Here is a 25,721-nt window from a genome sequence, read left to right as displayed (position 1 = left end):
GTTCCTAGCGCGGAAGGCAACAACATGGCAACTCACCCCCAGCCCGAGGTCTGGTTCCTCACCGGCAGCCAGGGCCTCTACGGCGAGGACACCCTGCGGCAGGTCGCCGAGCAGTCCCGGCAGATCGCCGCGCGCCTGGACGAGTCGCCGGACATCCCCGTACGCGTGGTCTGGAAGCCGGTCCTCACCTCCAGCGCGGACATCCTCGCCGCCTGCCGGGACGCGGCCGCGCAGGGCGCGGTCGGGGTGATCGCCTGGATGCACACGTTCTCCCCGGCCAAGATGTGGATCTCCGGGCTGGACGCGCTGCGCACGCCGCTGCTGCACCTGCACACGCAGGCCAACGTGGCGCTGCCGTGGGACGACATCGACATGGACTTCATGAACCTCAACCAGGCCGCGCACGGCGACCGGGAGTTCGGGTTCATCCAGACCCGGCTCGGGGTGGCGCGCAAGACCGTCGCCGGGCACGTCACCGACCCCCGGGTCGTCGGGCGGGTCGCGGCCTGGGCCCGCGCCGCGATCGGCTGGTCGGCGGTGCGGACGCTGCGGCTGGCCCGCTTCGGCGACAACATGCGCGACGTCGCGGTCACCGAGGGGGACAAGGTCGAGGCGGAGCTGCGCTTCGGCGTCTCGGTGAACACCTACGGCGTCAACGACCTGGTCGCCGCCGTCGACCAGGTGCCCGACGCGCAGGTCGACGACCTGGTCAAGGAGTACGACGACACCTACCGCGTGGCCGCCGAGCTGCGGCCGGGCGGGGACCGGCACGACTCGCTGCGGTACGCGGCGCGCCAGGAGCTGGGCCTGCGCGCGTTCCTCGACGCCGGCGGGTTCCGGGCGTTCACCACGAACTTCGAGGACCTCGGCGGGCTGCGCCAGCTCCCCGGGATCGCGGTGCAGCGCCTGATGGCCGAGGGCTACGGCTTCGGTGGCGAGGGGGACTGGAAGACGTCGGTGCTGGTGCACACGCTCAAGGCGATGGCCGTCGGCGTGCCGGGCGGCACCTCGTTCATGGAGGACTACACCTACGACCTGACGTTCGGCCAGGAGCTGATCCTCGGCGCGCACATGCTGGAGGTGTGCCCGAGCATCGCCGCCGACGTGCCGAGCGCGGAGGTGCACCCGCTGAGCATCGGCGGCCGGGAGGACCCGGTACGCCTGGTCTTCGACGCCGCGCCCGGTCCGGCGGTCGTGCTGGGCATGGCGGACATGGGGGAGCGGTTCCGGCTGGTCGCGAACGCGGTGGACGTGGTGCCGCCGCCGCATCCGCTGCGCCGGCTGCCGGTGGCGCGCGCGGTCTGGCGTCCGCAGCCCGACCTGGCCGGCTCGGCGGAGGCGTGGATCACCGCGGGCGCGCCGCACCACACCGTGCTGTCCCAGGCCGTCGGCGTGGAGGAACTGCGCGACCTGGCCGAGATGGCCCGCACCGAGCTGGTGGTCATCGACGCCGAGACGCGTCCGCACCGCTTCGCCGACGAGCTGCGCTGGAACCAGGCGTACTACCGGCTCGCCCGGGGCTTCTGAGCCCTCGCCGGCCGGCCGTGCCGGCCCGCGCGGCGGTGCCCCGTGTTACGCCTTGACGTACGGCATGTTATCGCTCACAGTCGATGGATAGGGTCACCGGCACCGCTCGCGGGCCGTTCCGGGCGCGATCTGCGCCGCAGTTGCCAGGGATCCGACTCCCGCCTGGGTGGGCATCGCTGTTAGCGATAACGCCGACGTCGTCGGCGCGTGCCGCCGTGCCCGGGCTCCGGTCGACGAAGGAGGATCATGGTGACGGCTCGACTGTCCCGTGGACGTGGACGCCTGTCCCGGCTGCTGGCCGGGGTGGTGGCGTTGCTTGTCGGCGGCGTGGTGGTGGGCGCCGTGCCCGCGCCCGTCTCCGCGGCCACCGTGGACACCAGCGCGTACTACGTGCTGGTGAACCGCAACAGCGGCAAGGCGCTGGACCTGTACAACCAGGCGACGAACGACGGGGCGCGGATCACCCAGTGGACGCGCAACGACGGTGCCTGGCAGCAGTGGCAGTTCGTGGACTCCGGCGGTGGCTACTACCGGCTGCGGTCCCGGCACTCCGGCAAGGTGCTGGACGTGACCGGCGCGTCCACCGCCAACGGCGCGGCGGTGGTCCAGTGGACCGACCACGGCGGCACCAACCAGCAGTTCCGGCTGGCCGACTCCGACGGCGGGTACGTCCGGCTGATCAACCGGAACTCGAACAAGGTGATGGAGGTGCAGAACGCCTCCACCGCGGACGGCGGCAACATCGTGCAGTACGACGACTGGAACGGCGCGAACCAGCAGTGGCAGCTCGTCCGCGTCGGCGACAACCCCGGCAACCCGGGCACCCCGGGCGGCAGCTTCACCAACCCGGCCGTCTGGCAGGACTTCGCCGACGTCGACATCATCCGGGTGGGCGACGTCTACTACATGTCCGCCTCCACCATGCACTACTCGCCGGGCGCGCCGGTGCTGCGCTCCTGGGACCTGGTGAACTGGGAGTTCGCCGGCCACTCGGTGCCGCGGCTGGAGTTCGGCACCAAGTACGACCTGAGCGCCGGCGAGCAGGCGTACGTGGACGGCATCTGGGCGTCGACGCTGAACTACCGGCCGAGCAACCGCACGTTCTACTGGGCCGGGTGCATCGACTTCGCGCAGACCCACATCTACACCGCCACCGCCGTGGACGGCGCGTGGAACCGCCTGACCACCATCCCCAACTGCTACTACGACGCCGGCATGCTGATCGACGACAACGACACCATGTACGTCGCGTACGGCAACGGCACGATCAGCGTGGCCCAGCTCTCCGCCGACGGGCGCAGCCAGGTCCGGGCCCAGCAGGTCTACCAGACGCCGTCGAGCATCGGCACGCTGGAGGGCGCGCGCTTCTACAAGCGCAACGGCGCGTACTACATCTGGCTGACCCGGCCGGCCAACGGCCAGTACGTGCTGAAGTCCACGAACGGCCCGTTCGGCCCGTACGAGCAGCGGCAGGTGCTGCTCAACCTGCCCGGCCCGATCTCCGGCGGCGGCGTGCCGCACCAGGGCGGGCTGGTGCAGACGCAGACCGGCGCCTGGTACTACATGGCGTTCACCGACGCGTACCCGGGCGGCCGGATGCCGACGCTGGCGCCGATCACCTGGACCTCCGACGGCTGGCCGCAGGTGCAGACCGTCAACGGCGCCTGGGGCGCGAGCTACCCCAACCCGTTGCCGACCCGCCCGGTCAAGCCGCTCACCGGCACCGACACGTTCTCCGGCACCACGCTCGGCCCGCAGTACGAGTGGAACCACAACCCGGACAACAGCAGGTGGTCGGTGGACAACGGCCTGCGGTTGCAGACCGCCACCGTCACGAACGACCTGTACCGGGCCCGCAACACGCTCACCCACCGCATCCAGGGGCCGACCTCGACCGGCACGATCGAGCTGGACTACTCGACCATGCGCGACGGTGACCGGGCCGGCCTGGCGATGCTGCGGGACAGCTCGGCCTGGATCGGCGTACGGCGGGACAACGGCGCGACCCGCGTGGTGATGACGAACGGCCTGACCATGGGCTCGAACTGGAACACCACGAGCACCGGTACGGAGATCGCCGGCGCGGCGGTGTCCGGCGGTCGGATCTGGCTGCGGGCCAACGCCGACATCCGGCCCGGCTCGGGCCGGCAGGCGCGGTTCTCCTACAGCACCGACGGGGTGAACTTCGTGTCGCTCGGTAACGCGCTGACGCTCAACAACGCGTGGCAGTTCTTCATGGGCTACCGGTTCGGCTTCTTCAACTACGCCACCCAATCCCTCGGCGGCGCGGTGACGGTGCGGCAGTTCTCGCTGACGACACCGTGACAACGGTCACTATTCGCGGCCGTTGACACATCTTCGACAACCCGGGGTGCGGCTCTGGCAATCGCCGGAAATGCCGCACCCCGGGCGCAATTCCACCCGCTCCGAGCTGCCTGTTCGTGCCACTGCGTAACGGCAGGGAATGAGCCGCCTGTCGATTCCCCGATATCGCCGCGCCACGGCCGGAACGGGCGATCGACGGTGCCGATACCGATGGGACCGCTGGCGTAGACTGTCGCCACCCGGGACGGTCCGGTCGAGATCGACCGGGTGTGGCCGCGGGCAGTGGCGAAAGTGAGGTGGCCGTGCGCGGTCCTGCGATGACGGACGTGGCCCGCCTCGCCGGGGTATCGCACCAGACGGTCTCCCGGGTTCTCAACGGGCATCCCAACGTGCGTGAGCAGACCCGGTTGCGGGTGCAGGCCGCCATCACCGAACTCGGCTACCGGCCCAACCGCGCCGCCCGCGCGCTGGTGACCGGCCGGTCCCAGGTGATCGGTGTGGTCGCGCAGAACACCACGCTCTACGGCCCGGCATCGCTGCTCGCGGCGCTGGAGCAGACCGCCGCCGAGGCCGGCTTCGCGGTGAGCGTCGGCAGCGTCCGCGACCTCGACCACCGCTCCATCTCGGCCGCCGTGGAACGGCACCTGGCGCACCGGGTCGCCGGCATCGTGGTGATCGCACCGGTCGAGTCCGCCGGGGAGGCGCTGGAACGGCTGCCCCAGGACGTGCCGCTGGTGACTGTCGACGGCGACCCGCGGCGGCCGATCCCGCTGGTCACAGTCGACCAGGTCGCCGGCGCCCGGGCCGCCACCGAGCACCTCCTGGCCGCCGGGCACCGCACGGTGTGGCACGTGTCCGGGCCGTCGGACTGGTTCGACAGCGCCGGGCGGATCGAGGGGTGGCGCGAGGCGCTGCGGCAGGCCGGCGCCGAGATCCCGCCGCTGGTCCATGCCGACTGGTCGGCTGCGGCGGGCTACCGGTGCGGGCAGATGCTGGCCCGGATGCCGGAGGTCACCGCCGTCTTCACCGCCAACGACCACCTGGCGCTGGGCGTGCTGCGGGCGCTGCACGAGCACGGCCGCCGCGTCCCCGACGACATCAGCGTGGTCGGGTTCGACGACGTGCCCGAGGCGGCGTACTTCATCCCGCCGCTGACCACCGTCCGGCCGGACTTCGGCGCTGTCGCCGCGGCGAGCCTGGACCTGCTCCTGGCGCAGATCGAGTCGCAGACCGTCGGGCCGCTGCGGCAGACGATCGCGCCGACGCTGGTGCCGCGCCGCAGCGTGGGCCCGCCGCCCGCCCGCTGAGGCGGTAGCGGCCCGCCTGCCCGTGGCCCGACCCCGCCGTGCGAGGTCCGGTCGTCAGTGGTCCGTGCGGTGAGCGCGCGCCCGGCGCGCGATCAGCAGCACGATTCCGGCGACCACGAGCAGACCGGCGGCCGCCCCACCCGCAAGCAGCGCGACCGGCGGGCCGTCGTCGCCGGACCGCGCGCCTGCGGCGTCCGGCCCGCCCGCGGCGTCTGCGCCGGCCGACGCGGCAGCCGCCGCCGACGGTGGAGCCGCCGCCGACGCGGGAGCCGACGGCGCGGGCGCGGCCGGGTCGGCCACGGTGAAGCGGTACGACCCCTGGACCGGGTGGCCGTCGCGGGACACCACCCGGTACGCGACCGTGTAGGTGCCGTTGCCCAGCGGCTCGTCGATCGTCACCGTGCCGGTGGCACCGTTCACCGCCGGTGCGGAGGTGGGGACCTTACGCTGGCCGGCGTCGCTGACCGTGATCGTGGTGAAGGAGGGGTTCAGCCCCTGCATGAACCGCAGCGTGACCTGCGTCGGCGCGGCGGTGAGCCGGGCGTCGCGCGCCGGTGTGGCCTCCTGGAGCGAGTTGTGCGCCGCCGCCGGCGTGGCCGGGGCCAGCAGCAGGGCGGTGAAGACCGCGGCGAGCAGCGCGGTGACGGAACGGGTACGCATGACGCGCCTTCCTGTGCTGGTCAGCCGAGCAGTTGCCGGCCGATCCAGCCGCCCTCGGGGCAGCCGGGCGGTACGGCGAACACGGCGGAGCCGATCGGGGTGGTCCACTCGTTGAGCAGGTCGCGCTCGGCGAGCCGGCGTTGGATGGGCAGGAACTGACCGGCGATGTCGGCCTGGTACGAGGCGAAGACGAGCCCGCTGTCCGCGTCGCCCTCGGGCGTAGGCACGCCGTCGTAGTTGTACGGCCGGCGCAGGATCTTCTGCCGGTCGTCGATGACGCGGGCCCGGGTCAGGTGCGAGAAGTCGGGGATGACGGTGAGCCCGTCGGGGCCGAGCGCGGCGAAGTCCGGCTCGTCGTGTTCGGCCCGGCCGGTCAGCGGCGCGCCGGTGTCCAGGCGCCGCCCGACGGCGAGTTCCCGGTCGGTGCGGCCCAGCAGGTCCCAGGTCTCCAGGTTCATGCTGATCCGCCGCACCACGAGCGTGGTCGAGTCCCGCAGCCAGTCCGGTCCGTCGGTCACCCACACCGCGGTGTCCGCCGGGGTGCCGGGCTTCGGGTTGGCGGTGCCGTCGAGCTGCCCGAACAGGTTGCGCTGGGTACGCCCGGGCTCGGCGCCGGCGGCCCGGCGGAAGCCCTGCTGCACCCAGCGGACGACGGCGAACGGACGGCTGTCCTTGACCAGGACCCGCTGGGCGTGGGCGACGGTGAGCGGGTCGTCGGCGCAGATCTGCAGCAGCAGGTCCCCGCCGGACCAGCGGGGTTGCAGCCGGTCGATGCCGAACGCGGGCAGCTCGGCCACCGAGGCGGGCCGCCGGTCGTCGAGCCCGGCGGCGGCGTAGAGCCCGGGACCGAAGCCGAACGTGACCGTGAGCCGGGCCGGCAGGACGCTCAGTTCCGGCTCGGTGTCGGCCAGCGCCGGGCGGCCCTGGGTGAGCCGCGCCGCGTCGTCGGAGAGCAGCCGCAGCATCCGCCCGAGCGCCGCCCGGTCGGTGCCGGGGCGCAGCGTGAACGCGACGAACGCGGCGTGCGCCTGCGGGTCGGTGGTGACCCCGGACTGCCTGCTGCCGTGGAACGGCTCGACCGCGCTGCCCACCTGGGCCACCGGAACGGGCTCGGCGGGGCGTACCCCGGCAGTGCCGGAACGGACGGCGGTGAGGGCGCCGGCGCCGGCCAGCGCGCCCCCGGCGGCCATCGCGCCGCCGGTGAGCAGGCCGCGCCGGCTCACCCGGCGGGCCGTGGCGGGACTGTCGCTCATGACGCCGGGCTCATGCTCATTTCCGGCATCGGGGACTCACCGTGGCCGGGTGCGTAGGACTCCTGGGCGCCGGTGAACGGCTTCGCCACCGCGGTGAACGTCTGGGTCCGGCCGTCGGCGAAGGTGAGCGTGATGTCGAGCTGGTCGCCGGGGCGCACCGGGCGGGTCAGGTCCATCAGCATCAGGTGGTCGCCGCCGGGCTCCAGGGCGGCCTGGGAGCGGGCAGCGACCACGACGCCGCCCTGCTTCTGCCGCATCGCCATCTTGCCGTCGGTCATGGCCATCTCGTGGATCTCGGCCCGGGAGACGTCGGTGGTCACCCCGGTGATCGTGACGTCGGTGTCGCCGTCGTTGGCGAGCGTGGCGAACGCGGCGGTCATGCCCTTGTCGGCGGCCTTCACCCAGGGGTCGCGGACGGTGAGCACGCCCGCCGCCGCGCTCGCCGGAGCCGAGGCCGACGCCGAAGCCGAGGACGACGTGGCGGCGGACGGCGTGTCCGAGGACCCGCAGGCGGTGACCGACGCGGCGAGCACGGCGGCGCCGATCAGGGCCGCCGGGCGCAGGAACCGGCGGCGGGTGGTGCTGGGCATGACGTCGTCCCCTCGAAGATCCGGTGTTCGTACCGTTTGTCGGCGCGGTACGCCGGATAGTTCCGGCCCGGGTGGTCGATCACGTCACACCCCGCCCGGCGGACCGGCGCCGACCGGGGACCGGCGGTGTGGCCGGAAGGCATAATGGTTTCGGGTGTCACGTGGCGCGCCGGGCGCGGCCGCGGCCGGACGAGGGTGCCGGGCGGGTGCCCGGACGAGGGAGGCGACGGTGAGCCAGGTGACGACCGGGGCGACCCGCAACACCCGGCAGCGCGCCGAGGTGCTGGCGCTGCTGCGGGAGCTGGACGGCTTCCACAGCGCGCAGCAGCTGCACCAGATGCTCGTCCAGCGGCAGGCGAAGGTCGGCCTCACCACGGTGTACCGGACGCTGCAGATGCTCGTCGACAACGGCGAGATCGACTCGGCGCGGCTACCCGGCGGCGAGCACCTCTACCGGCGGTGCAGCCAGAGCCGCCATCACCACCACCTGGTCTGCCGCCGCTGCGGCCGGGCCGTGGAGGTGGCCGGCCCGGCCGTGGAGCGGTGGGCCGACCAGGTCGCCGCGCAGCACGGCTTCACCGACGTCGGGCACACCCTGGAGATCTTCGGCACCTGCGACCGCTGCGCCGCCTGAGCGGTGCCACGGGCGGGCGGTGGCCCGCCCGCCCGTGCGTCCGGTCAGCAGTTGCGCAGCGTGGGGGACTGGTTGAGCAGCTGGCCCCGGCTGGAGGTGAACCGGCGGTACGCCTCGGAGCCGGCCGCGCCGGGGCGGAACGCCGCCACCCGGTGGCAGTTCTGGAACGCCAGCGTCACCCCGAAGTGCCGTTCCAGACCGGCGCGGATCGCGTCGCTGGCGAGTGCGCGCAGCAGTTGCCCGCGCTCGGCGTCGCCCGGCGGCGGCACCACGTTGTCGGCGAACTCGGCGTCGGACGCGGCCAGGTCGGCTGCCACCCGGCTGACCGTCTCCCAGGCGTACGGCAGGGAGTCACGGACGCAGGCGACGAACGCCTCCTCGTCCACGGGACCGGTCTCGGCGGCGCGCAGCAGGGCGGGCGGAACGGTGAGCGACATGGGTCCTCCGTCATCGCTAACGAACACGGTTTCCATTACCGATTGAGCACACCACGCGGCGGAGGGCCCGTCAACTACCGGCGCACGCGAAACGGCGGGCGGACCCGAAGGCCCACCCGCCGTCCGGCGGTGCGACGTGTCAGCGCAGACGCGCCTCGATCGCCTCGATGACGCGGGGACGCAGCTCGGCGGCGCGGACCACCGCGTCGACCGAACCGACCTCGACCGCCCGCTGGATGCTGTGCACCCGGTCGAACTCGGCGGCCACCTCGCCCAGTTTCTCCGCCCGCACCGACGAGCGCAGCTCGTCCAGCTCGGCGGTGAGCGTCGCCCGCTCGGTTCCGGCCGCGGCGGCTACCTTCGCCTCCAGGTCGCGTACCCGCGCGTCGGCGGCGGTGCGGGCGGCGACCTCGCCGGCGAACACCACGGCGGCGGCGGGCGCGCCACCGAGCACCGAGGCGAACGACCCCTCGATCGCCAGCACCGTCATGTCCGGGTTGAGTGCCTTGGAGAAGACCACGAACGCGCCGCCGTGGTAGCGCGAGATCACGCAGAACACGATCGGGCCGCGGAAGTTGACGATCGCCCGGCCGATCTCCGCGCCGTACTCCAGTTGCAGCTTGCGCATCGACTCGGGCGAGCCGTCGAAGCCGGACAGGTTGGCGAGCACCACAAGCGGCCGGTTGCCGCTTGCCGCGTTGATCGCCCGCGCGGCCTTCTTCGACGAGCGCGGGAACAGCGTGCCCGCGGTGTACGTGTCCGGGCCGTCGGTGGGCGGGAAGCCGTGCCGGGGCACCGAGCGGGACTCGATGCCGAGCAGGCACACCGGGATGCCGCCGAGGTGCACGTCCTGCACCACAGCGGTCTCCGCGTCGGCCATGCCGGCCCACCGCTCCAGCACCGGGTGGTCCTGGTCGGCGAGGGCCCGCATCACGGTACGGATGTCGAACGGCTTCTTGCGGTCCGGGTTCGCGGTGGCGGAGAAGATCTCGCCCACCGTGGCGAAGTCGCTGCCGGCCACCGCGTGCGGGTAGCCGCAGATGTCCCGGTCCACCGGGTCCATGGTGACGGCCCGGCGCGGGGCGTCCTCGCCCGGCGCCACGTACGTGTGGTCGTAGTGCGCCATCAGCACGTCCCGCGCGGCCGGCAGGTCCGGCGCCCAGTACTGCGCCTGCCCGTTCGGGCCCATCACCCGGTCGTAGCCGCCGATGCCGAAGTTGTCCTCGGCGGAGACGCCGCCGGAGAAGTCGAGCGACTGCTTGCCGGTGAGCACCATCGCCGAGTCCGGCGTCATGACCAGCACGCCCTTGGTGTGCATGAGCATCGTCGCCTCGGCGTTCCAGTACGGCTGCGCGCCGACGTTGATGCCCGCCACCACGATGTTGATCTCACCGCCGTCCTGGGTGAACTCGACGATCCGCTTGAGCGCCGCGGCCACCCAGTCCATGTTCTCGGTGCCGGAGGTCATCGAGATCCGGGCACCGGCGGACAGCGCGTACCACTCCAGCGGCACGCCCATCCGCTGCGCCAGGTCCAGCGCGGCGATCACCCGCCGGCACTCCGGCTCGGACAGCGCGCCCAGCGACTTGGTCGGGTCGCCGAGCAGCACCACCCGGGTCACGCCCTGCGGGTGCCGCGGCGTCGGCGTGGTGACCACACCGGCCACGATCGCCGCCGTGTTGCGGCCCTTCGGCCGGTCCACCGGCACGAGCCGGTGGTCGGCGTCCAGGTCGTGCTCGGCGAAGTCACCGAGCAGGCCGGTCAGCTCGTACGGGTAGACCGTGTTGCGCCCGGCCGCGCGCAGCACCTTCAGCCGGTAGTCGTCAAGCGGCTCGACCGGCTCGGCCGGCGGCTCGCCCACCGTCAGCTGCGCGTGCCCGGTGACGTCGAACGTGATCCGCACGCCGACCTTGGTCAGCTCGCCGGTACGCCGGTCGCGCTGCCGCGCGATGAACAGGATCTCCTCCAGCTCGGCGCCCACTGTGGTCGGGCGTACCCGCCCGGCGATCAGCTCCATCTCCTCGCGGGTCAGCTCGCTCGGCGGCCACACGTAGACGACGATCCGGTTGGTCGGGAACCGCGACTTCGACGGCCGCCTCGACTGCGCCCGGCGGATCGAGTCGATGCAGGCCGCCACCGTGTCCTCGGTGGTCGGCAGCGCCACCAGCCGGCCGTCCTGCTCCCGCAGCCCGGTCAGGTCACGCACCTGCGCGAACGCGACCAGCCGCTGGTCGGACGGGTTCTGCCGGGCGACCGCCTGGAACAGGTAGACCTCCTCGTCCAGCGACGGCAGCCGGGTCAGGTCGAACTCGCGCAGTCGTTCCAGCTGCATCCGCTGTGCGATGTACGGGTGCAGGCCGCGGATCAGGCGCTCCTCGGCCATCCCGCCGCCCTGCGCCGGGCGGAACGTGACGTGGTGGTGCATCACCGCGCCGGCACGCCCGGCGACAGTGGTGGTGAGGCGGCGCACCTGCTGCGGCAGCGGGTGCGCGTTCACCACCTCCAGCAGGGCGGCGGCGGTGGCGTCCAGGTCCTCCGGCTGGTTCTCCCAGGCCAGGTAGACGTCCGCGTCGACGGCCTCGCAGTCCCGGGCCACCTCGGCCAGGCCGCGCAGCGCGTCGCCGAGCGCGTCGAACCGGACGGCGGCCGAGACCACGCTCGACCCGTCCCGTCCGGCCACCACGAACGTGCAGCCACCGGCGGTGCGGGTGCTGACCTCGGTGAGCGCCTTGTTGCCGTAGTAGCGGCGGGTCAGCACCTCCAGCATGGCCGCGTTGTCCACGTCGTTGCGGACCAGGCGCTGGCCGAGCAGCCGGACCAGCGGCTCGGTGCTGCGCACCATCTCGGCGATCCGCTCGGCGCGGTCCGGCGCGTCCGGCTGCGCGTCGAGGTGCCGCAGGTGGGTGCGGACCTGGGCGTAGACCCGGGCCCGGTTGCGGCGCAGCAGCGGCTGGGCGAACCAGGCGAACACCACGCCCCGGGCCAGGTCGGCGACCACCGGGAAGCGGACCTGGGTGGCCGCGACGAGCCGCTCCAGCGCGAGACCGGCCGGCTCGCGCAGCGCCTCGTCCGGCGGCGGCTCGCGCAGCCAGGAACGCAGCAGCGCGGCGATCACCGTGGCGTCGGCGGCGGCCCGCTGCTGGGCCAGGAAGATCCGGAAGACCGCGGCCTCCAGCTCGGGGGAGCGGTCCAGCTCGGTGACGCCGTAGTGGGCGAGCGCCTTGGCCAGGCGGGCCCGGAACGAGTCCGGCGAACCGGCCCGCTCGACGTCGAGGCTCTGCAGGTAGGTGTGGAAGTACTCGCGGGCGCTGTGCACGTGCCCGCCCGGCCCGTCGTCGCCGCCGGGCCGGTTACGGCTCAGCTCCGCCAGGTCGGCGAAGACGTTCACCAGTTCCAGTTCCTCGGCCAGCGGCCGGTGCCCCGCCTCGGTGGCCGCCCGCCGCGCGTCCAGGTAGTCGCCGAGCACCCGCCGCTCGTCGTGCGGGTCCACGTCGTAGCCGAGCAGCAGCGCGCACAGGTCCTCCTGGCCGCGTTCGGCCCGGGACCGCGCCGGCACGTCCGCGGGCGCCGTGGGCAGGTCCAGCTCGACAGCCGGTCCGGCCGGGCCGGCGGCCGCCTCGGCGCCTTCCTCCGCGAGCGGCTCCAGACGCAGCAGCGGCGCACCCGCCTCCACCTGGGTGCCGACCTGAACCGACGACTCCTTGAGGCGGGCCCGGAACGGCGCGCGCAGCACCGTCTCCATCTTCATCGCCTCCAGCACCAGCACCGGCGCGCCGGCCTCGACCTCCGCGCCGACCTGAAGCGGCGTGGCGACCACCAGCGCCGGCATGGGGGAGCGCAGCACGCCGCCCTCGTCGCGGCTGATCCGGTGCGTCACACCGTCCACCTCGACCAGGTGGACCGGGCCGTGGGTGTCGGTGAGCAGGCGGAACCTTGCGCCGTTGACGGCGATCTGGCCGGTGTGCCGGTCGAAGCGGTCCAGCTCGACATCCGCGGTGCGCACACCGCCACCGGCCTCGACACCGACCCGGAACCGGTGCGCGCCGACCCGGGCCACCCGCATCCGGTAGGTCACGCCGCGCAGCTTCAGGTCCAGCGGCCGGCCGCTGCGATGCTGCACCTGCGGGCGTCCACCGGCCGCGGTGGACAGCAGCCGCTGCCGTTCGGCGGTCTCGTCCTCCTCGTACGCCTCGATCGCGGCGGCGGCCAGCGCGACGGCGGAGTGCCGGTGCGCGACCAGGCGGCCCTCGCCGCGTACCCGGTCGATCCAGCCGGTGTCCGCGCTGGCGTCGATCACTTCGGGCTGGTCGAGCAGCTCGAGCACGAAGCTCTTGTTCGTCGCGCCGCCGGCGATGACCACAGTGGTGTTCGCCATCGCCCGCCGCAGGCGGCCCAGCGCCTCGTCCCGGTCCCGGCCGTACGCGATGATCTTCGCGATCATGGAGTCGAAGTCGGCCGGGATGGTGTCGCCCTCGCTGACCCCGGTGTCGACCCGGATGCCGGGCCCGGCGGGCAGGTCCAGCCGGGTGATCCGGCCGGGGGAGGGCGCGAAGTCGCGGTCCGGGTCCTCGGCGTTGAGCCGCGCCTCGATCGCGTGCCCGCGCTCGACCGGCGGCTCACCGGTGAGGCGGCCGCCGCCGGCCACGTGCAGCTGCGCCTTGACCAGGTCGAACCCGGTGGTCGACTCGGTGATCGGGTGCTCGACCTGCAGGCGCGTGTTGACCTCCAGGAACGCGAACAGCCGGTCGCCCGGGTGGTAGAGGAACTCGACGGTGGCCGCGCCCCGGTACCCGACCGCGACCGCCAGCCGCTCCGCCGACGCCTTCAGCTCCGCGGTCTGCTCCGGGCTCAGCACCGGCGACGCGGACTCCTCGATCACCTTCTGGTTGCGCCGCTGCACCGAGCAGTCCCGTACCCCGAGCGCCCACGCGGTGCCCTGACCGTCGGCGATCACCTGGACCTCGACGTGCCGGGCACCGGTGACCAGGCGCTCCAGGAACACCACGCCGCTGCCGAACGCCCGCGCCGCCTCCTGGCTGGTGCGCTCATAGGCGTCGGCCAGCTCGGCGTCGCTGCGGATCACCCGGATGCCGCGCCCGCCGCCACCGGCTGTCGCCTTGAGCATCAGCGGGTAGCCGATCGAGGCCGCCGCGCGCAGCGCGTCGTCCAGGCTCTCCACCGCGCCGCGGCTCCACGGCGCGACCGGCACGCCGACCTCCTCGGCGATCAGCTTCGCGCCGATCTTGTCGCCGAGCTTGCGCATGGCGTCCGGGCTGGGCCCGACGAACGTCACGCCGATCTTCTCGCACAGCTCGGCGAACGCCGGGTCCTCGGCCACGAAACCCCAGCCCACCCACGCGGCGTCCGCGCCGGTCTCGACCAGCGCGCGTTCCAGGGTCTTCAGGTCGAGGTACGGGCGGGCGGACGCGGGGCCCAGGTCGTAGGCGACGTCCGCCTCGCGGACGAAGGTGGCGGTACGGTCGACGTCGGTGTACAGCGCGACGGTCTCGATCCGGCTGCCGGTCTCCGCGGCCAGTTCCCGGACCGCGTGGATGAGCCGCATCGCGGCCTCACCACGGTTGACGATGGCGACACGGGTGAACACGTGACCGTCCCCTTCGGTTGACCCACTCCTGCGCGCCGGGCGCGGCGATGCCCCCGGCTCGCCTCACCTTTCCGGCTGTGCGCGGGCGGCGCCATGTCGTAACGGCCGAAGCCTGAGCGGGGACCGTTGTAGGAACCGAACAAAAGTTTTTAGCCAGCCACTCACTACCCGCCGGTACGCGATACGGCGCCGGACCCGAGCGGGTCCGGCGCCGTATATCGCCTGCGCTGCGTGCTCAGCCCGGGATCTCCCGGGGGTCGCGGCTGCGGGGGTACGTGTTCTTCTCGCCGATCGTGCCGTCCTGCTTCTTGATCACGTGCTCGGCGCCGCGCTCGGCCGCCATCTCCCGGCCGGCCGCCTCGGCCTCCGCCTTGGTGTCGTGGCGGCTGGTCGCGCGCTCGTTGCCCTCCGGGCGGTTCTTCCACTGCCCGTCCTGCTGGTAGGTGTCGATGTCGCCCTTCGCCATGCCGTCAGCTCCCTCGTTCGCGTGTCCGATGACAAATGTCTGCCCATGCGAGGGGAGTGCTAATCCTGACGGCGCCGGACAATCCGGGCCGGGCGGGGGAGGGACCCCGCCCGGCCCGGTGGTTCACGCGGCGGCGTGCAGGCCCTGCCAGGCGCCGTACCCGCCGAGCAGGTCGGACACGTCGGCGTGCCCGGCGTTGCGCAGCAGGCTGGCGGCGACCGAGGAGCGGTAGCCGCCGGCGCAGTGCACGACGACCGGCCGGCCGGTGGGCACCTCGCCGAGGCGGTGGGTCAGTTCGGCCAGCGGGATGTGCCGGGAGCCGTCCACCGCGCCCTGCTCCCGCTCCCCGGCGTTGCGGACGTCGAGCACCACCGGCGCGTCCGGACCGTCGAGGGCCGCGCGCAGCTCGGTGGCGGTGACCCGGCTCGCCCGCGTCATCTCGGCGACCATCTCCAGGAAGGCGCCCTCGGGCTCGCGCAGGTAGCCGATCACCCGGTCGAAGCCGATCCGGGCGAGGCGGACGACGATCTCCTCCTCCCGGTCCTGCGGAGCCACCACGAGCACCGGCCGGTCCGGCGCGACGACACTGCCGGCGGTCTCGGCGAACCGGCCGTCGGCCGGCACGTTGAGCGCGCCGCGCAGGTGCCCGGTCGCGTACTCCTGCGGGTCGCGGGCGTCGACCACGACGGCGCCGTCGGCCCGGGCGGCCAGGAACTCGGCCGGGGTGAGCGGGCGGGCCGGCCGGGCGTGGTCGAACAGCTCCCGCGCCTTGCGGTTCAGCACCGCGTCGAAGGCGAAGTAGCCGGGCGCGGCCGGCTGCCCGCCGGTGACCAGGGCGAGGAAGCGCTCCTCGCTCATCGGGGCGCAGGCGTAGTTGGTGCGGCGTTGCTCGCCGATGGTGGACTGCCGTTCGGTGGACAGGTTCTTGCCGCAGGCCGAGCCGGCGCCGTGGGCGGGGAAGACGCGCACCTCGTCGGGCAGGCCCATCAGCTTGTGCTGCACGCTGTCGTAGAGCATGCGGCCGAGTTCCTCGGCGGTCACGCCGAACGAGGCGAGCAGGTCGGGGCGGCCCACGTCGCCGATGAACAGCGCGTCGCCGGTCAGCACGCCGTACGGGACCGGGTCGTCGGCGTGCTCGTAGACCAGGATGCTGATCGACTCCGGCGTGTGGCCCGGGGTCTCCATGATCTCCAGGGTCACGTCGCCGAGGCTGATCCGTTCGCCGTCGGTGAGCTTGCGGCTCGGGTACTCGGTCTCGGCCCGGCTCCCGTAGCCGATCCACGCGCCGGTCGCGGCGGCCACCTCGAGGTGCCCGGCGAGGAAGTCGGCGTGGAAGTGGGTGTTGACGACGCCCTCGATGGTCAGGCCGTGCGCCTTCGCGTCGGTGAGGTACTCGTCGATGTCCCGGCGCGGGTCGACGAGCACGGCGCGGCCGGTGCGGTCGTCGGCGATCAGGTACGAGGCCTGGGACAGGCAGTCGAGGTAGTACTGGGTGAACAACATCGGCAGTGCTCCTTCTCCTGGTGATGAGGGGTCTGCTCAGGCCACGTGGCCCGGCCTGCCGCCCTTGGCTCGTACCGCCAGCCCGGCGTTCGTCCACGCCCGCATGCCGCCGGTCAGGTCGTGCACCTCGTGGCCCGCCGCGGCGAGCAGCTTGGCCGCCCGTCGCGACCGCGCGCCGGACCGGCAGACGGTCACCACGGGCCGGTCCGCCGGCACCTCGGACAGCCGGTCCGCGAGCTGGCCGAGCGGGATGTGCCGGGCGCCGGGGGCGTGTCCGGCCCGCCACTCGGCGGGTTCCCGGACGTCGAGCAGCAGCGCGCCCGCGCCGGACAGCGCCGCCGCCTCCGCCGGGGTGACCCGGGCGACGCGCGGGCCGAGCAGGCGGCGGAGGAAGCCGGTGCGCGGAGCGGCCGCCGTCTCCGGACGGCTGGTCACGGCCGGCTGCCGGCGGTTACCGGGCGGCCCGAGCGCACCCAGGCCGAGGTGCCGCCGGTCACCGACAGGGCGGTGACGCCGGCGCGTTCGAGCAGCTCGGCGCCGACCCGGCTGCGTCCGCCGGCCTCGCAGATCACGTAGACGGTGCCGGTGCGGGGCACCTGCGTCATCTGGGCGGGCAGATGACCCAGCGGCACACAACAGGCACCGGGGACGTGGCCGCCGAGGTACTCGGCGGTCTCCCGGACGTCGATGACCGTCGCCCCGTCGGCGTGGGCGGTGGCGAACGTGGTCAGGTCGACCTCGCGCATGGGCGTTCTCCTTCCGGATCAGCTATACCCCCGGGGGTATCTGCTCTCGACGGTAGCGCGGCGTCCGGCCGTCCGCCACCCCCCGCTCGTCCGGTGCGCTCGTTTGCCGGAACGGCAAGGTTCCTTGCTGTCCGGTCGGCGGCGGCGCACGATGGCGGGGCCCGGACGGGAGACGCCCGGCGGCGAGGAGGCAGACATGACGGGGCACCACCACGAGCATCCGGCGGCGGACACCGACCCGGCCCGCTTCTGGGACGAGCGGTACGGCCAGCGCGACCGGATCTGGAGCGGCCGGGTCAATCCGGTCCTGGCCGAGGTGGCCGCCACGCTGCCCCCGGGCACCGTGCTCGACCTGGGCAGCGGTGAGGGCGGCGACGCGGTGTGGCTGGCGTCGCACGGCTGGCGGGTCACCGCCGTGGACATCTCGTCCGTCGCGCTGGACCGCCTCGCCGTGGAGGCCGAGCGGGCCGGGGTGGCGGAGCGGATCACCACCGTCCGGCACGACCTCACCCAGGGCTTCCCGCCCGGCCGGTACGACCTGGTGTCCGCGCAGTTCTTCCAGTCGCCGCTGGTCCTGCCCCGGGAGACGGTGCTGCCCCCGGCGGCCGAGGCGGTCGCGCCCGGTGGCCGGCTGCTCGTCGTCGAGCACGGCGCGCCGCCGCCCTGGGCCGGGCCCGACACCGGCCACCACCGGTTCGCCGAACCCGAGGAGATCCTGGCCGCGATGAACCTCGACCCGGACGGCTGGGACACCGAGCGGCTGGGCGCGGCGCGCCGTACCGCCACCGGCCCGGACGGCCAGACCGGCGAGCTGATCGACCACGTGGTCCTGGTGCGGCGCCGCTGACCCCGGTCAGGCCCGGGCCGTCGGCCGGGTCAGCAGCAGCACCAGCAGCCCGGCCGCGCACAGCGCGGTGCTCATGCCGTACGCCCACCGGTAGCCGACCTGCGCGGAGAGCCCGAGCAGCGGCCCGGCGAGCATGGCGCCGATCGGGAACGTGTTTGTGAACAGCGTGGTGGCCCGGCCCGGCTCGCCCGGCAGCAGATCCTGCACGTAGGCGATGCCGACGCCGGACACCGCGGCGATGAACAGCGCGTTCACCGGCTGCGCGAACAGCAGGAACGGCACGCTCGGCGCCAGCGCGGCGGTCGCGTAGTAGGCGACCCCGCAGGCGCCGCCGACCAGGATCAGCGGCCGCAGCCGGACCCGCGCGGTCAGCGCGCCCAGCCCGAGGATCAGCGGGATCTCCAGCGCCGCGCACAGGCCCAGCACCAGCCCGGCGCGGGAGGGGTCGTCGTTCAGTTCGGTGTCGATGAACAGCGGCATCGCCTGCACGCCGACCGTCAGCGGGCACTGGAGCAGGACGAACGCGAGCGCCGTCAGCGCCAGCCGCAGCCGGGACGCGCCGGGCGGGCCGGGCGGGCCGGGCACCGCGCCGTCCGGATCGGCCGCGACCGGCCGCGCCGGCAGCGGCAGTTCCTCCAGCCGGAACGCGGCCACCAGCGCGGCCAGCGCGTACATGACGGCGGCCATGCCGTAGACCAGGCGGAAGCCGCCGACGTCGAGCAGCACCGCGGCCAGCGCCGGCCCGGCCACCCAGGCGACCGAGAAGACGGTACGCATGAGGCTGACGCCGAACGCGGCCCGCGTCGGATCGTCCCTGTCGAACAGCGCCCGGGTGTACGCGAACGACTGCGGGAACAGCGAGTTCGCCAGCGCGGTGGCGGTGGCGGTCAGCCCCAGCAGGATCCAGTAGTCGCGGACGTACGCGGTCGTCCCCGCGCCCACCACACCGGCCAGCGCGGCGCCGACAAGCAGCGCGCGCCGGATCGGCAGGCGGTCCGACAGCCGGCCGATCAGCGCGGAGGCGACCACCCCGGACAGCGGGGCGACGACCAGGAACACGGTCACCCGTACCGGACTGGCGTGGACCTCCCGGTCGAGGAACAGCGACAGGAACGGCAGCACCACGGCGGTGGACAGACCGACGGTCAGGAAGACCACACCCAGCGGGAGCAGCCGGAATCGGCCGGCGCGCACCGCCGGCCTCGTGTCCACAGCCATGCGGCGGACTGTACGCGGCGGCGGCGCGGCGGCCGACCGGGTTTCCGCAGCCCGGACAGTCCCGGTGCTCAGCCGGCCGGTCGGGGCGGTACGCCGGCCCGGTCGCAGGCCTCCCGGTACATGCGCACCACCTCCCGGCGGATCTGCGCCCGTTCGGTGAGCCGGTGGGCGAACGGGACGCGCACCGGGACCTCCGTGCCGCCGACGGTGACGGCGAAGTCGATGCCGTCGGCGTCCAGGCCGGTGGTGCGGGCCGCGGTGGCGTCCGGCCGGCCGCCGAGCGTACGGCAGATCAGCAGCGCGTCCCCGGCGTGGTCGTCGTTCATGTGCCGGCTGACGGCGGCGACCACCTCCGGCGGAAACCCGGCGCTCACGCGGCGCCCTCCCGGCCGTTCGCCGCCGCCAGGCGACCCAGGTCGGTGAAGACCGCGATGTTGTGCTCGTACGCCACCAGCACCTCGTCGCGCAGCGCGGCGCGGCCGGCCTCGTCCAGCGTGAGCGCGTCCAGCCTCGCCCGGTAGGCGTCCTTGTACGACTTCGGGTCGCTGATCCGCGGGAAGTGGTAGAACGACGCCCCGGCCTCGCCGGTCACCCCGTAGTACCGGGCCACGCAGCGCCCGATGTGCCGCCCGCCGGACAGGTCGCCGAGATAGCGGATGTAGTGGTGCGCGATGAACCGCTCGGGCGATCCGGCGCAGGCCGAGGTGATCCGCGCGGCGTACGCGACAGCGGCCGGGATCGGCTCCATCACCTCGCGCCAGCGCGGCCCGAGCAGGAACCGCAGGTCGGCGGCGAGCGCGGGCAGCCGGGTCAGCGCGTCGTCGACGAACGGGCCGGCCAGCGGATCGTCGCGCATCGTCTCCGCGACGCCCTCCAGCGCCGCGTAGATGCCGTGGTGCGCGACGACGAGCGCGGTGTAGCCGGCCACGTCGAGTTCACCCGCGGTGAGCGCGGAGACGTACCGCTGGGACTCGGCGCTCCGGTGCGCGTCGCGCGTCTCGGCGCGCAGCCGGGCCGCGAACGTCTGGGTATCCATCTGCTATCTCTCCTCGTCGACTGACGGTCTTGCGGGCCGGCCCCGTCGGGGCACGATCAGCGGCAGCTCGTCACGGGGGTGGGGGACGACGTCGATGTCGTACCGGTAGACCTCGCTGAGCAGCGGGGCGGTGAGCACCTCGCGCGGTGCCCCGGCGGCGCGGACGCGTCCGTCGCCGAGCAGGGTCACGGTGTCCGCGTACGCCCCGGTCAGCGTCAGGTCGTGCAGCACCACGACCACGGCGTCCCCGGCGCGGGCCCGCTCCCGGGCGATGTGCATGACCAGTTCCTGGTGCCGCAGGTCGAGCGCGGCGGTCGGCTCGTCGAGCAGCAGCGTGGTGGCCCGCTGCGCCAGGACCCGGGCCAGCGCGGCGCGAGCCTGCTCGCCGCCGGACAGCGCGGGGTACGGCCGGGCCGCGAAGCGGGCGACGTCGCAGCGTTCGAGCACGTCGGCGACGACGGCGTCGTCCTGTTCCCGCTCGGGTCGCCCGGCCCACGGCGCCCGGCCCATCCGCACCACCTCCCCGACGGTGAACGGGAAGCTGAGCGTGTTGCGCTGGGCGAGGATGGCGCGGCGCCAGGCCAGCTCCACCGGGCTCCACGACTCGCGGGGCAGCCCGTCGACCTCGATCCGGCCGGCGGCGGCCGGTACGTCACCGCTGATCGCGCCGAGCAGCGTCGACTTCCCGGCGCCGTTCGGCCCGACCAGGGCGTGCACCTCGCCGGCGCGTACCTCAAGGTCGATCCCGTCGAGCACGGGCCGGCCGGCGCGTTCGACGCGCAGCCCCGCCACCCCGATCCGGAGGTGCCCGGCGGGCGCCGTCTCCGGGGGGCGGGCGGCGGCGAACCGGCGTGGCGTACGCGGAAGGCTCATCCCCAGCCTCCGGCCCGGTCGCGAGTGCGGCGCAGCAGCCAGAAGAACGCCGGACCGCCGATGACCGCGGTGAGCACGCCGAGGGGCAGCTCCTGGTGCTCGACGAGGGTACGCGCCGCGAGGTCGGCGCCGATCACCACGACGGCCCCGCCGAGCGCGCTGGCGATCAGCAGCACCCGATGGCCCGGTCCGGCGACCATCCGGATCAGGTGCGGCACGACCAGTCCGACGAAACTGATGATGCCGGTGAACGCGACAGCGGCGGCGCCGAGCAGCGCGGTGACGACGATCAGCCGCAGCCGCAGGCGTTCGGTGTTGACACCGAGGTGCCGCGCGGCGGGTTCACCGAGCGCGAGCAGGTCGAGGCGGCGCGCGTCGGCGCAGGCGACGGCGAGGCCGGCGAGCAGGCACGGCGCGGCGAGACCGACTGCCGTCCAACTGGCCTGGGCGAGGCTGCCGAGGTTCCAGAACGCGATGGCCTGCACGCCGGACTGGTCGGTGACGAACATGAGCAGCCCGATCACCGAGCCGGCGACCGCGTTGACCGCGACGCCGGTCAGGACCAGCGTCACCACCTCGGTCCGGCCCCCGGAGCGGGCCAGCGCGTACACCAGGTAGGTGGTGGCGAGGCCGCCGGCGAAGGCGGCGAGCGGCACGGTCCATCCGCCCACGACGGTGACGCCGGTGACGATGGCCAGGGCGGCGCCGACAGCCGCGCCGGCCGACACCCCGATCACGCCGGGCTCGGCGAGCGGGTTGCCGAAGACGCCCTGCATGACCGCGCCGGCGCAGCCGAGGGCGGCACCGACGACGGCCGCCAGCAGCACCCGGGGGAAGCGGACGATCCAGAGCGCGTTCTCGCCCTGTGCCGCCGACGGCAGCGGACCGAGGTCCAGCCCGAGGCGGTGCAGCACGGAGCCGAGCACCTCCGCGGGGGAGATCGCCACCTGGCCGCGCCCGGCCGCCAGCAGGGCGACGAGCACCAGGGCGACGCCGAGCCCGGCCACCAGTACGGTGCCCCGCCGGCCGGGGGACCGGGGCGCGCCGGTGACCGTCGCCGGGGCGGCGGCGGGCGCGGGCCGCTTCCGTAGCGTGGTCACGACGGGTCCTCGCACGAGTAGACGGCGCGGGCGAGGGCCTGGACGACCCGGCCGGATCGGACGCCGAAGGTGAGCAGCGTGCCGTCGGCCATGTCGACGACGCGCCGGTTGGCCCCGGCCGGCGTCTGCGCCACGCCGGGCAGCTCGACCAGGCCGTCCACGCCGCCGACGGAGGCGAGCCCGGCGCTCATCACCAGGATCACGTCGGGCGCGGCGTTGATGAGGCCCTCGCTGGTCAGCGGACGGAACTTGGACAGCCCGGCGGCGCTGCCGGCGTCGACGCCGCCGATCGCCTCGATCATCGCGTCGGACCCGGCGCCCCGGCCGCCGATCAGGTACACCCCGGCGGTGCCGCGCAGGTAGAGGAACGCGATCCTCGGCGCTCGGCCCGCCGGGGCGGTACGCCGGGCCTCGGCGATCTCGCTCCGCACGCGGGTCACCAGCCGCTCCCCGGCCTCGGGTACGCCGAGCGCCGCCGCGATCGCGCGGATGTGCGCCGGTACGCCGTCGAGGGTCGGCTCGGCAGGTACCCGCACGACCGGGATGCCGGCGGCGCGGAGCTGGCGCAGCACCTCGGGCGGCCCGACGCCGTCGTCGACGAGCACGACGCTCGGGTCGAGGTCGAGCACCGCCTCGGCGGAGAGGTCGTGCCCGCCCGGGGTGACCACCGGCAGGTGTGCGGCGGCGGGGAACGTGGTCGAGGTGTCCCGCCCGATGACGTTGCCGCCCAGGCCGAGGCCGAAGACGATCTCGGCGATCGAGCCGTGCAGGTTCACCGGGAGGATGCGGCTGACGTCGTCGACAGTCACCGTCGTGCCGTCGCCGGAGCGGACGGTGGCCGGCAGCGCGGGCGTGGGCGCCGGGCGGACCGGGTCGACGTCGGCGTCGTCCACCGTAGCGGTGACCGGGCCGCAGCCGGAGGCGGTCGGCGTACCCGATCGGCCCGGCGCGGCGCAGCCGGTCGCCGCCATGGTCAGCGCGAGCAGCGCGACGAGCGGTCGGCGGCCCGGTCGCCGGTGCGGGCGGCTCACCGGCCGGCACCGCGACGGCGCCGCCACCGGCCGAGGGCGACCAGGACAACCAGGGCCAGTGCGGCGGCCACCACCCCGACTGTCCATCCGCGTCCGGCCCCGGAGGTGTCGCTGACCCGCGTGACGTGGAGGTCGGAGGCCGCGGCCTGCGACGGCGCCCCGGCTCCGGGCGCGGCGCCCGCCGCTCCCGTCGCCCCTGCCGCGCCCGCTGCGGCCGGCGCGCTGCCGGAGACGGCCGGCGCCGGCGCGTCCTGTCCGGTGGTGGTCCGGGGCGTGGCGGCGGGCGTGGTCGCCTTCGGCGCCGGGCCGGCCTTCGGCGGGGCGCTCGTGGCGCCCGCGGCGAAGGTGACCGGCACCCGTACGTCCTGGGACCGGTCGGAGGGCCGGGTGTGGTCGGCGCGGGTGACGACCGCGCACCGCCGGACGGTGCAGTCGACGTCGCCGATGGTGGGGGTCACCTTGACCGCCACCGAGAAGGAGCCGCCGGGGCCGTACGGCTTGGTCAGGCCCTCGGCGTAGGCGGGCGGGTTCGACGAGATCCACTGCGAGGCGCCGAGGCTGCCGGTGGTGTCGGCGCCGCCGCCGCACGGGGTGGCCGCCACGCCCGGTCCGTTGTCGACGCAGTACGCGACGTAGATGCCCTTGTCGACGTCGTAGCCGCGCCCGGAGACGGACACGGTGGCGCCGGAGCGGCTCAGGCCGGTGCTCGGGGTGACGGTGAGCTTCTGACCGCCGCTGCCGGTGGCGGTGCCGGCGTGGGCCGGCGCGGGCGTGGCGACGACGGCGGCGGTGAGCAGAACGGTGGTCCAGATGGTGCGGCGCCGTGCTCGCATCGGACTCCTCACACGACAGGTCCGGCCGGGCGCACCGGCCGAGCAGTTGCTTAGGTTTGGCTAACCTAAGTGGCAAACGCGCAGGTGGCAAGGGGTCCGTTCGGCTGAAGATCTTGAGACGCTTCGCGGATCGCCCGATCATCTTAGGTTTGCCTAACCTAATACCTTCGCTTCCCCTCCCGAGAGGAACAGCATGTTCAGATCCAGAGCCGGAGCCCTCCGGTCGATGCGCTGGGCGGCGGTGCTCGCCCTCGGCGTGTCGAGCGCGCTCGTGGGCACCGGACCCGCCTCGGCGGCCGAGGCCGAGATCGCCAGTGGCAGCCTGAACTGGGGTTTCAAGGCCAGCTTCCGCAACTACGTCAAGGCCGGCAACGGGGACCCGCCGATCGCTGTCAGCAACGGCGCCAGTGTCAACGCCGACGGCACGTTCACGTTCCCGTCGACCGGCGGCACGCACGACGCCGCCGCCGGTACGACGAACGCCACGTACGGCGGCACCGTGGTGTTCTCGTACCCGGCGCACCTGCTGACCATCACGCTGGCCAACCCGACGGTCGCCGTCTCCGGCGGCACCGCCTCGCTGAAGGCGGACGTCGACCTGGCCACCACGATGACCGAGCCGGTCTCGGTGAAGCAGGCCACCATCGCCACCCTCACCGGCGCTCCCGCCACCAGCGGGAACACGGTGACGGGCAGCAACCTCGCCGCGGCGCTCACCAGCGTGGGAGCCGGCGCGTTCAACGGCTTCTACGCCGCCGGTGAGGCGCTGGACCCGGTGTCGTTCACGTTCACCACGGCCGGCGGCACCGCGCCCGCCACCCCGGCGGTGACCGTCGACCCGGCCCAGGGCCTCGACCCCGCCGGGGCGACCGTCGCCGTACGCGGCACCGGCTTCGACCCGGACGTCAACAACGGGGCGGGCATCTACGTCTCGTTCGGACCGAAGGTCGACGAGCACTGGGCGAACGCCGGCGTCCTCCAGGTCACCAAGTGGGTCAACAAGACCAACGAGCCGACCGACGCCCGGGACCGGATGGCCGCCGACGGCAGCTTCACCACGACGCTGCCGATCAGCGCCGTCTACACCGACCGCAACGGCGACGAGGTGGACTGCACCGAGGTGCAGTGCTACGTCATCACCTTCGCCGCCCGCGGCTCGGCCGACCGCCGCCAGGACACGTTCACCCCGATCACCTTCACCCGGACCGGGGCGGGTGGGAACTCGGCCCAGCAGCGGATCACCAGCACCGTGACCGGCGGCCCGCTCAGCCTGAGCGTGGCCGGAGCGAACGTCGCCCTGCCGCCGGTCGGCAAGGGCGAGTACGCACGGGCGCCGCTGAACACGGCCACGGTGGCCGACCTGCGCGGCGCCGGCACCGGCTGGAGCCTGGTCGGACAGGTCTCCGACTTCACCTCCGCCGCCGGTGGCGTCATCGCCGGGAACTACCTCGGCTGGGCGCCGACGGCGAACGTGGTGGACGACCCGCTGGGCGGCACCACCGGCGCCGTCACCCCGGGTGCGGTGGCCGCTCCCGGCGCCGGTCTCGGTGAGGCCCGCGCCCTGTGCACGGCCGGAGCCGGGACCAGCAACGGCGTCTTCGCCTGCGGCGCCGAGCTCAACCTCGGTGTCCCGGCGTCCGCCGCGGCGGGCGACTACGTCGCCACGCTCACCCTGACCCTCTCCTGATTCACCGACCGGGTCGGACCTGGTGGGGCGCGGGCACGTCGCC

General features: G+C 74.1%; 22 protein-coding genes. 6 read left to right on the top strand and 16 right to left on the bottom strand.

The features are described from left to right. The first annotated feature begins 24 nt into the window (after positions 1-24). The 3 genes from araA to OC439_RS01985 all read left to right on the top strand — a co-directional run bounded on the left by araA (position 25) and on the right by OC439_RS01985 (position 5,159). Positions 25-1,527 (top strand): L-arabinose isomerase, encoded by a 1,503-nt coding sequence (gene araA / locus OC439_RS01995; RefSeq protein WP_262011897.1) that lies wholly within the window; start codon positions 25-27, stop codon positions 1,525-1,527. A 246-nt stretch (positions 1,528-1,773) separates the two neighbouring features. Next, on the top strand, positions 1,774-3,852 hold the full coding sequence (locus OC439_RS01990; RefSeq protein WP_262011896.1) for an RICIN domain-containing protein: 2,079 nt from the start codon (positions 1,774-1,776) through the stop codon (positions 3,850-3,852). Positions 3,853-4,169: 317 nt separating this feature from the next. After that, complete coding sequence (locus tag OC439_RS01985) at positions 4,170-5,159, top strand: LacI family DNA-binding transcriptional regulator (RefSeq protein ID WP_209310301.1); 990 nt, start codon at positions 4,170-4,172, stop codon at positions 5,157-5,159. A gap of 54 nt (positions 5,160-5,213) precedes the next feature. On the opposite strand, the gene OC439_RS01980 is transcribed toward OC439_RS01985, so the two are convergent. From OC439_RS01980 to OC439_RS01970, 3 genes are read right to left on the bottom strand one after another with little or no spacing between them, the layout of a single operon-like run. Further along, positions 5,214-5,819: a copper resistance protein CopC gene (locus tag OC439_RS01980; protein ID WP_262011895.1), complete on the bottom strand. Its 606-nt coding sequence runs from the start codon at positions 5,817-5,819 to the stop codon at positions 5,214-5,216. Positions 5,820-5,839: 20 nt separating this feature from the next. Beyond that, the gene (locus OC439_RS01975) at positions 5,840-7,072 is read right to left on the bottom strand and encodes a Dyp-type peroxidase (RefSeq protein WP_262011894.1); all 1,233 of its coding nucleotides are present in this window, start codon (positions 7,070-7,072) and stop codon (positions 5,840-5,842) included. Next, the gene (locus tag OC439_RS01970; protein WP_262011893.1) at positions 7,069-7,662 is read right to left on the bottom strand and encodes a copper chaperone PCu(A)C; all 594 of its coding nucleotides are present in this window, start codon (positions 7,660-7,662) and stop codon (positions 7,069-7,071) included. The genes OC439_RS01975 and OC439_RS01970 overlap by 4 nt, the downstream gene beginning before the upstream one ends. Positions 7,663-7,891: 229 nt before the next feature. Here OC439_RS01970 and OC439_RS01965 point away from each other — a divergent pair, with 229 nt between their 5' ends. After that, a complete protein-coding gene (locus OC439_RS01965) occupies positions 7,892-8,296 on the top strand; it encodes a Fur family transcriptional regulator (RefSeq protein WP_194799099.1) in 405 nt (134 codons plus the stop codon). Between the two features lie 44 nt (positions 8,297-8,340). Here the strand turns inward: OC439_RS01965 and OC439_RS01960 are convergent, their stop codons facing one another. The 6 genes from OC439_RS01960 to OC439_RS01935 form a co-directional block, all read right to left on the bottom strand. Then, positions 8,341-8,733 carry an SCO5389 family protein gene (locus OC439_RS01960; protein ID WP_135240588.1) on the bottom strand — a complete coding sequence of 131 codons (393 nt, stop codon included), beginning with the start codon at positions 8,731-8,733 and terminating at the stop codon, positions 8,341-8,343. A 139-nt stretch (positions 8,734-8,872) separates the two neighbouring features. Next, positions 8,873-14,338, bottom strand: a complete 5,466-nt coding sequence (locus OC439_RS01955) for a carboxyl transferase domain-containing protein (protein WP_262011892.1) — start codon at positions 14,336-14,338, stop codon at positions 8,873-8,875. Between the two features lie 235 nt (positions 14,339-14,573). Then, positions 14,574-14,804, bottom strand: a complete 231-nt coding sequence (locus OC439_RS01950) for a DUF2188 domain-containing protein (protein ID WP_013286814.1) — start codon at positions 14,802-14,804, stop codon at positions 14,574-14,576. Between the two features lie 123 nt (positions 14,805-14,927). Continuing rightward, on the bottom strand, positions 14,928-16,307 hold the full coding sequence (locus OC439_RS01945; RefSeq protein ID WP_262011891.1) for an MBL fold metallo-hydrolase: 1,380 nt from the start codon (positions 16,305-16,307) through the stop codon (positions 14,928-14,930). Positions 16,308-16,343: 36 nt separating this feature from the next. Further along, positions 16,344-16,688, bottom strand: coding sequence for a rhodanese-like domain-containing protein (locus tag OC439_RS01940; protein WP_194799443.1), 345 nt, complete (start codon positions 16,686-16,688; stop codon positions 16,344-16,346). A 50-nt stretch (positions 16,689-16,738) separates the two neighbouring features. Further along, the gene (locus OC439_RS01935; RefSeq protein WP_262011890.1) at positions 16,739-17,053 is read right to left on the bottom strand and encodes a rhodanese-like domain-containing protein; all 315 of its coding nucleotides are present in this window, start codon (positions 17,051-17,053) and stop codon (positions 16,739-16,741) included. Between the two features lie 196 nt (positions 17,054-17,249). On the opposite strand from OC439_RS01935, the gene OC439_RS01930 reads away from it, so the two are divergent. Beyond that, positions 17,250-17,900, top strand: a complete 651-nt coding sequence (locus OC439_RS01930) for a class I SAM-dependent methyltransferase (RefSeq protein WP_262011889.1) — start codon at positions 17,250-17,252, stop codon at positions 17,898-17,900. A gap of 6 nt (positions 17,901-17,906) precedes the next feature. Here OC439_RS01930 and OC439_RS01925 read toward each other — a convergent pair whose 3' ends face one another. The 7 genes from OC439_RS01925 to OC439_RS01895 all read right to left on the bottom strand — a co-directional run bounded on the left by OC439_RS01925 (position 17,907) and on the right by OC439_RS01895 (position 23,991). Continuing rightward, the gene (locus OC439_RS01925) at positions 17,907-19,118 is read right to left on the bottom strand and encodes a sugar efflux transporter (RefSeq protein WP_262011888.1); all 1,212 of its coding nucleotides are present in this window, start codon (positions 19,116-19,118) and stop codon (positions 17,907-17,909) included. Positions 19,119-19,186: 68 nt separating this feature from the next. Next, the gene (locus tag OC439_RS01920) at positions 19,187-19,492 is read right to left on the bottom strand and encodes a DUF2470 domain-containing protein (RefSeq protein ID WP_013286808.1); all 306 of its coding nucleotides are present in this window, start codon (positions 19,490-19,492) and stop codon (positions 19,187-19,189) included. Then, on the bottom strand, positions 19,489-20,154 hold the full coding sequence (locus OC439_RS01915; RefSeq protein ID WP_262011887.1) for a heme oxygenase (biliverdin-producing): 666 nt from the start codon (positions 20,152-20,154) through the stop codon (positions 19,489-19,491). Before OC439_RS01915 ends, OC439_RS01920 begins: the two co-directional genes overlap by 4 nt. A gap of 3 nt (positions 20,155-20,157) precedes the next feature. Beyond that, positions 20,158-21,027 (bottom strand): heme ABC transporter ATP-binding protein, encoded by an 870-nt coding sequence (locus OC439_RS01910; RefSeq protein ID WP_262011886.1) that lies wholly within the window; start codon positions 21,025-21,027, stop codon positions 20,158-20,160. After that, the gene (locus OC439_RS01905; protein ID WP_262011885.1) at positions 21,024-22,127 is read right to left on the bottom strand and encodes a FecCD family ABC transporter permease; all 1,104 of its coding nucleotides are present in this window, start codon (positions 22,125-22,127) and stop codon (positions 21,024-21,026) included. The genes OC439_RS01910 and OC439_RS01905 overlap by 4 nt, the downstream gene beginning before the upstream one ends. Next, positions 22,124-23,158: a hemin ABC transporter substrate-binding protein gene (locus OC439_RS01900; RefSeq protein ID WP_262011884.1), complete on the bottom strand. Its 1,035-nt coding sequence runs from the start codon at positions 23,156-23,158 to the stop codon at positions 22,124-22,126. Before OC439_RS01900 ends, OC439_RS01905 begins: the two co-directional genes overlap by 4 nt. Then, on the bottom strand, positions 23,155-23,991 hold the full coding sequence (locus OC439_RS01895) for a neocarzinostatin apoprotein domain-containing protein (protein WP_262011883.1): 837 nt from the start codon (positions 23,989-23,991) through the stop codon (positions 23,155-23,157). The genes OC439_RS01900 and OC439_RS01895 overlap by 4 nt, the downstream gene beginning before the upstream one ends. A 193-nt stretch (positions 23,992-24,184) precedes the next feature. Between OC439_RS01895 and OC439_RS01890 the strand changes: the two genes are divergently transcribed. Then, positions 24,185-25,678 (top strand): HtaA domain-containing protein, encoded by a 1,494-nt coding sequence (locus OC439_RS01890; protein ID WP_262011882.1) that lies wholly within the window; start codon positions 24,185-24,187, stop codon positions 25,676-25,678. Positions 25,679-25,721 lie beyond the last annotated feature (43 nt).

It is taken from the genome of Micromonospora sp. Mcm103, assembly GCF_024519755.1.
In the GTDB taxonomy this organism is placed as follows: Bacteria; Actinomycetota; Actinomycetes; order Mycobacteriales; family Micromonosporaceae; genus Micromonospora; species Micromonospora aurantiaca.
This window is presented reverse-complemented; position numbering and strand designations above follow the sequence as displayed.

Coding starts and splice junctions, on each gene's coding strand:
- araA (WP_262011897.1), top strand. CDS start 25: ATGGCAACTCACCCCCAGCCCGAGGTCTGGTTCCTCACCGGCAGCCAG.
- OC439_RS01990 (WP_262011896.1), top strand. CDS start 1,774: ATGGTGACGGCTCGACTGTCCCGTGGACGTGGACGCCTGTCCCGGCTG.
- OC439_RS01985 (WP_209310301.1), top strand. CDS start 4,170: ATGACGGACGTGGCCCGCCTCGCCGGGGTATCGCACCAGACGGTCTCC.
- OC439_RS01980 (WP_262011895.1), bottom strand. CDS start 5,819: ATGCGTACCCGTTCCGTCACCGCGCTGCTCGCCGCGGTCTTCACCGCC.
- OC439_RS01975 (WP_262011894.1), bottom strand. CDS start 7,072: ATGAGCGACAGTCCCGCCACGGCCCGCCGGGTGAGCCGGCGCGGCCTG.
- OC439_RS01970 (WP_262011893.1), bottom strand. CDS start 7,662: ATGCCCAGCACCACCCGCCGCCGGTTCCTGCGCCCGGCGGCCCTGATC.
- OC439_RS01960 (WP_135240588.1), bottom strand. CDS start 8,733: ATGTCGCTCACCGTTCCGCCCGCCCTGCTGCGCGCCGCCGAGACCGGT.
- OC439_RS01950 (WP_013286814.1), bottom strand. CDS start 14,804: ATGGCGAAGGGCGACATCGACACCTACCAGCAGGACGGGCAGTGGAAG.
- OC439_RS01945 (WP_262011891.1), bottom strand. CDS start 16,307: ATGTTGTTCACCCAGTACTACCTCGACTGCCTGTCCCAGGCCTCGTAC.
- OC439_RS01935 (WP_262011890.1), bottom strand. CDS start 17,053: ATGCGCGAGGTCGACCTGACCACGTTCGCCACCGCCCACGCCGACGGG.
- OC439_RS01930 (WP_262011889.1), top strand. CDS start 17,250: ATGACGGGGCACCACCACGAGCATCCGGCGGCGGACACCGACCCGGCC.
- OC439_RS01925 (WP_262011888.1), bottom strand. CDS start 19,118: ATGGCTGTGGACACGAGGCCGGCGGTGCGCGCCGGCCGATTCCGGCTG.
- OC439_RS01915 (WP_262011887.1), bottom strand. CDS start 20,154: ATGGATACCCAGACGTTCGCGGCCCGGCTGCGCGCCGAGACGCGCGAC.
- OC439_RS01910 (WP_262011886.1), bottom strand. CDS start 21,027: ATGAGCCTTCCGCGTACGCCACGCCGGTTCGCCGCCGCCCGCCCCCCG.
- OC439_RS01895 (WP_262011883.1), bottom strand. CDS start 23,991: ATGCGAGCACGGCGCCGCACCATCTGGACCACCGTTCTGCTCACCGCC.
- OC439_RS01890 (WP_262011882.1), top strand. CDS start 24,185: ATGTTCAGATCCAGAGCCGGAGCCCTCCGGTCGATGCGCTGGGCGGCG.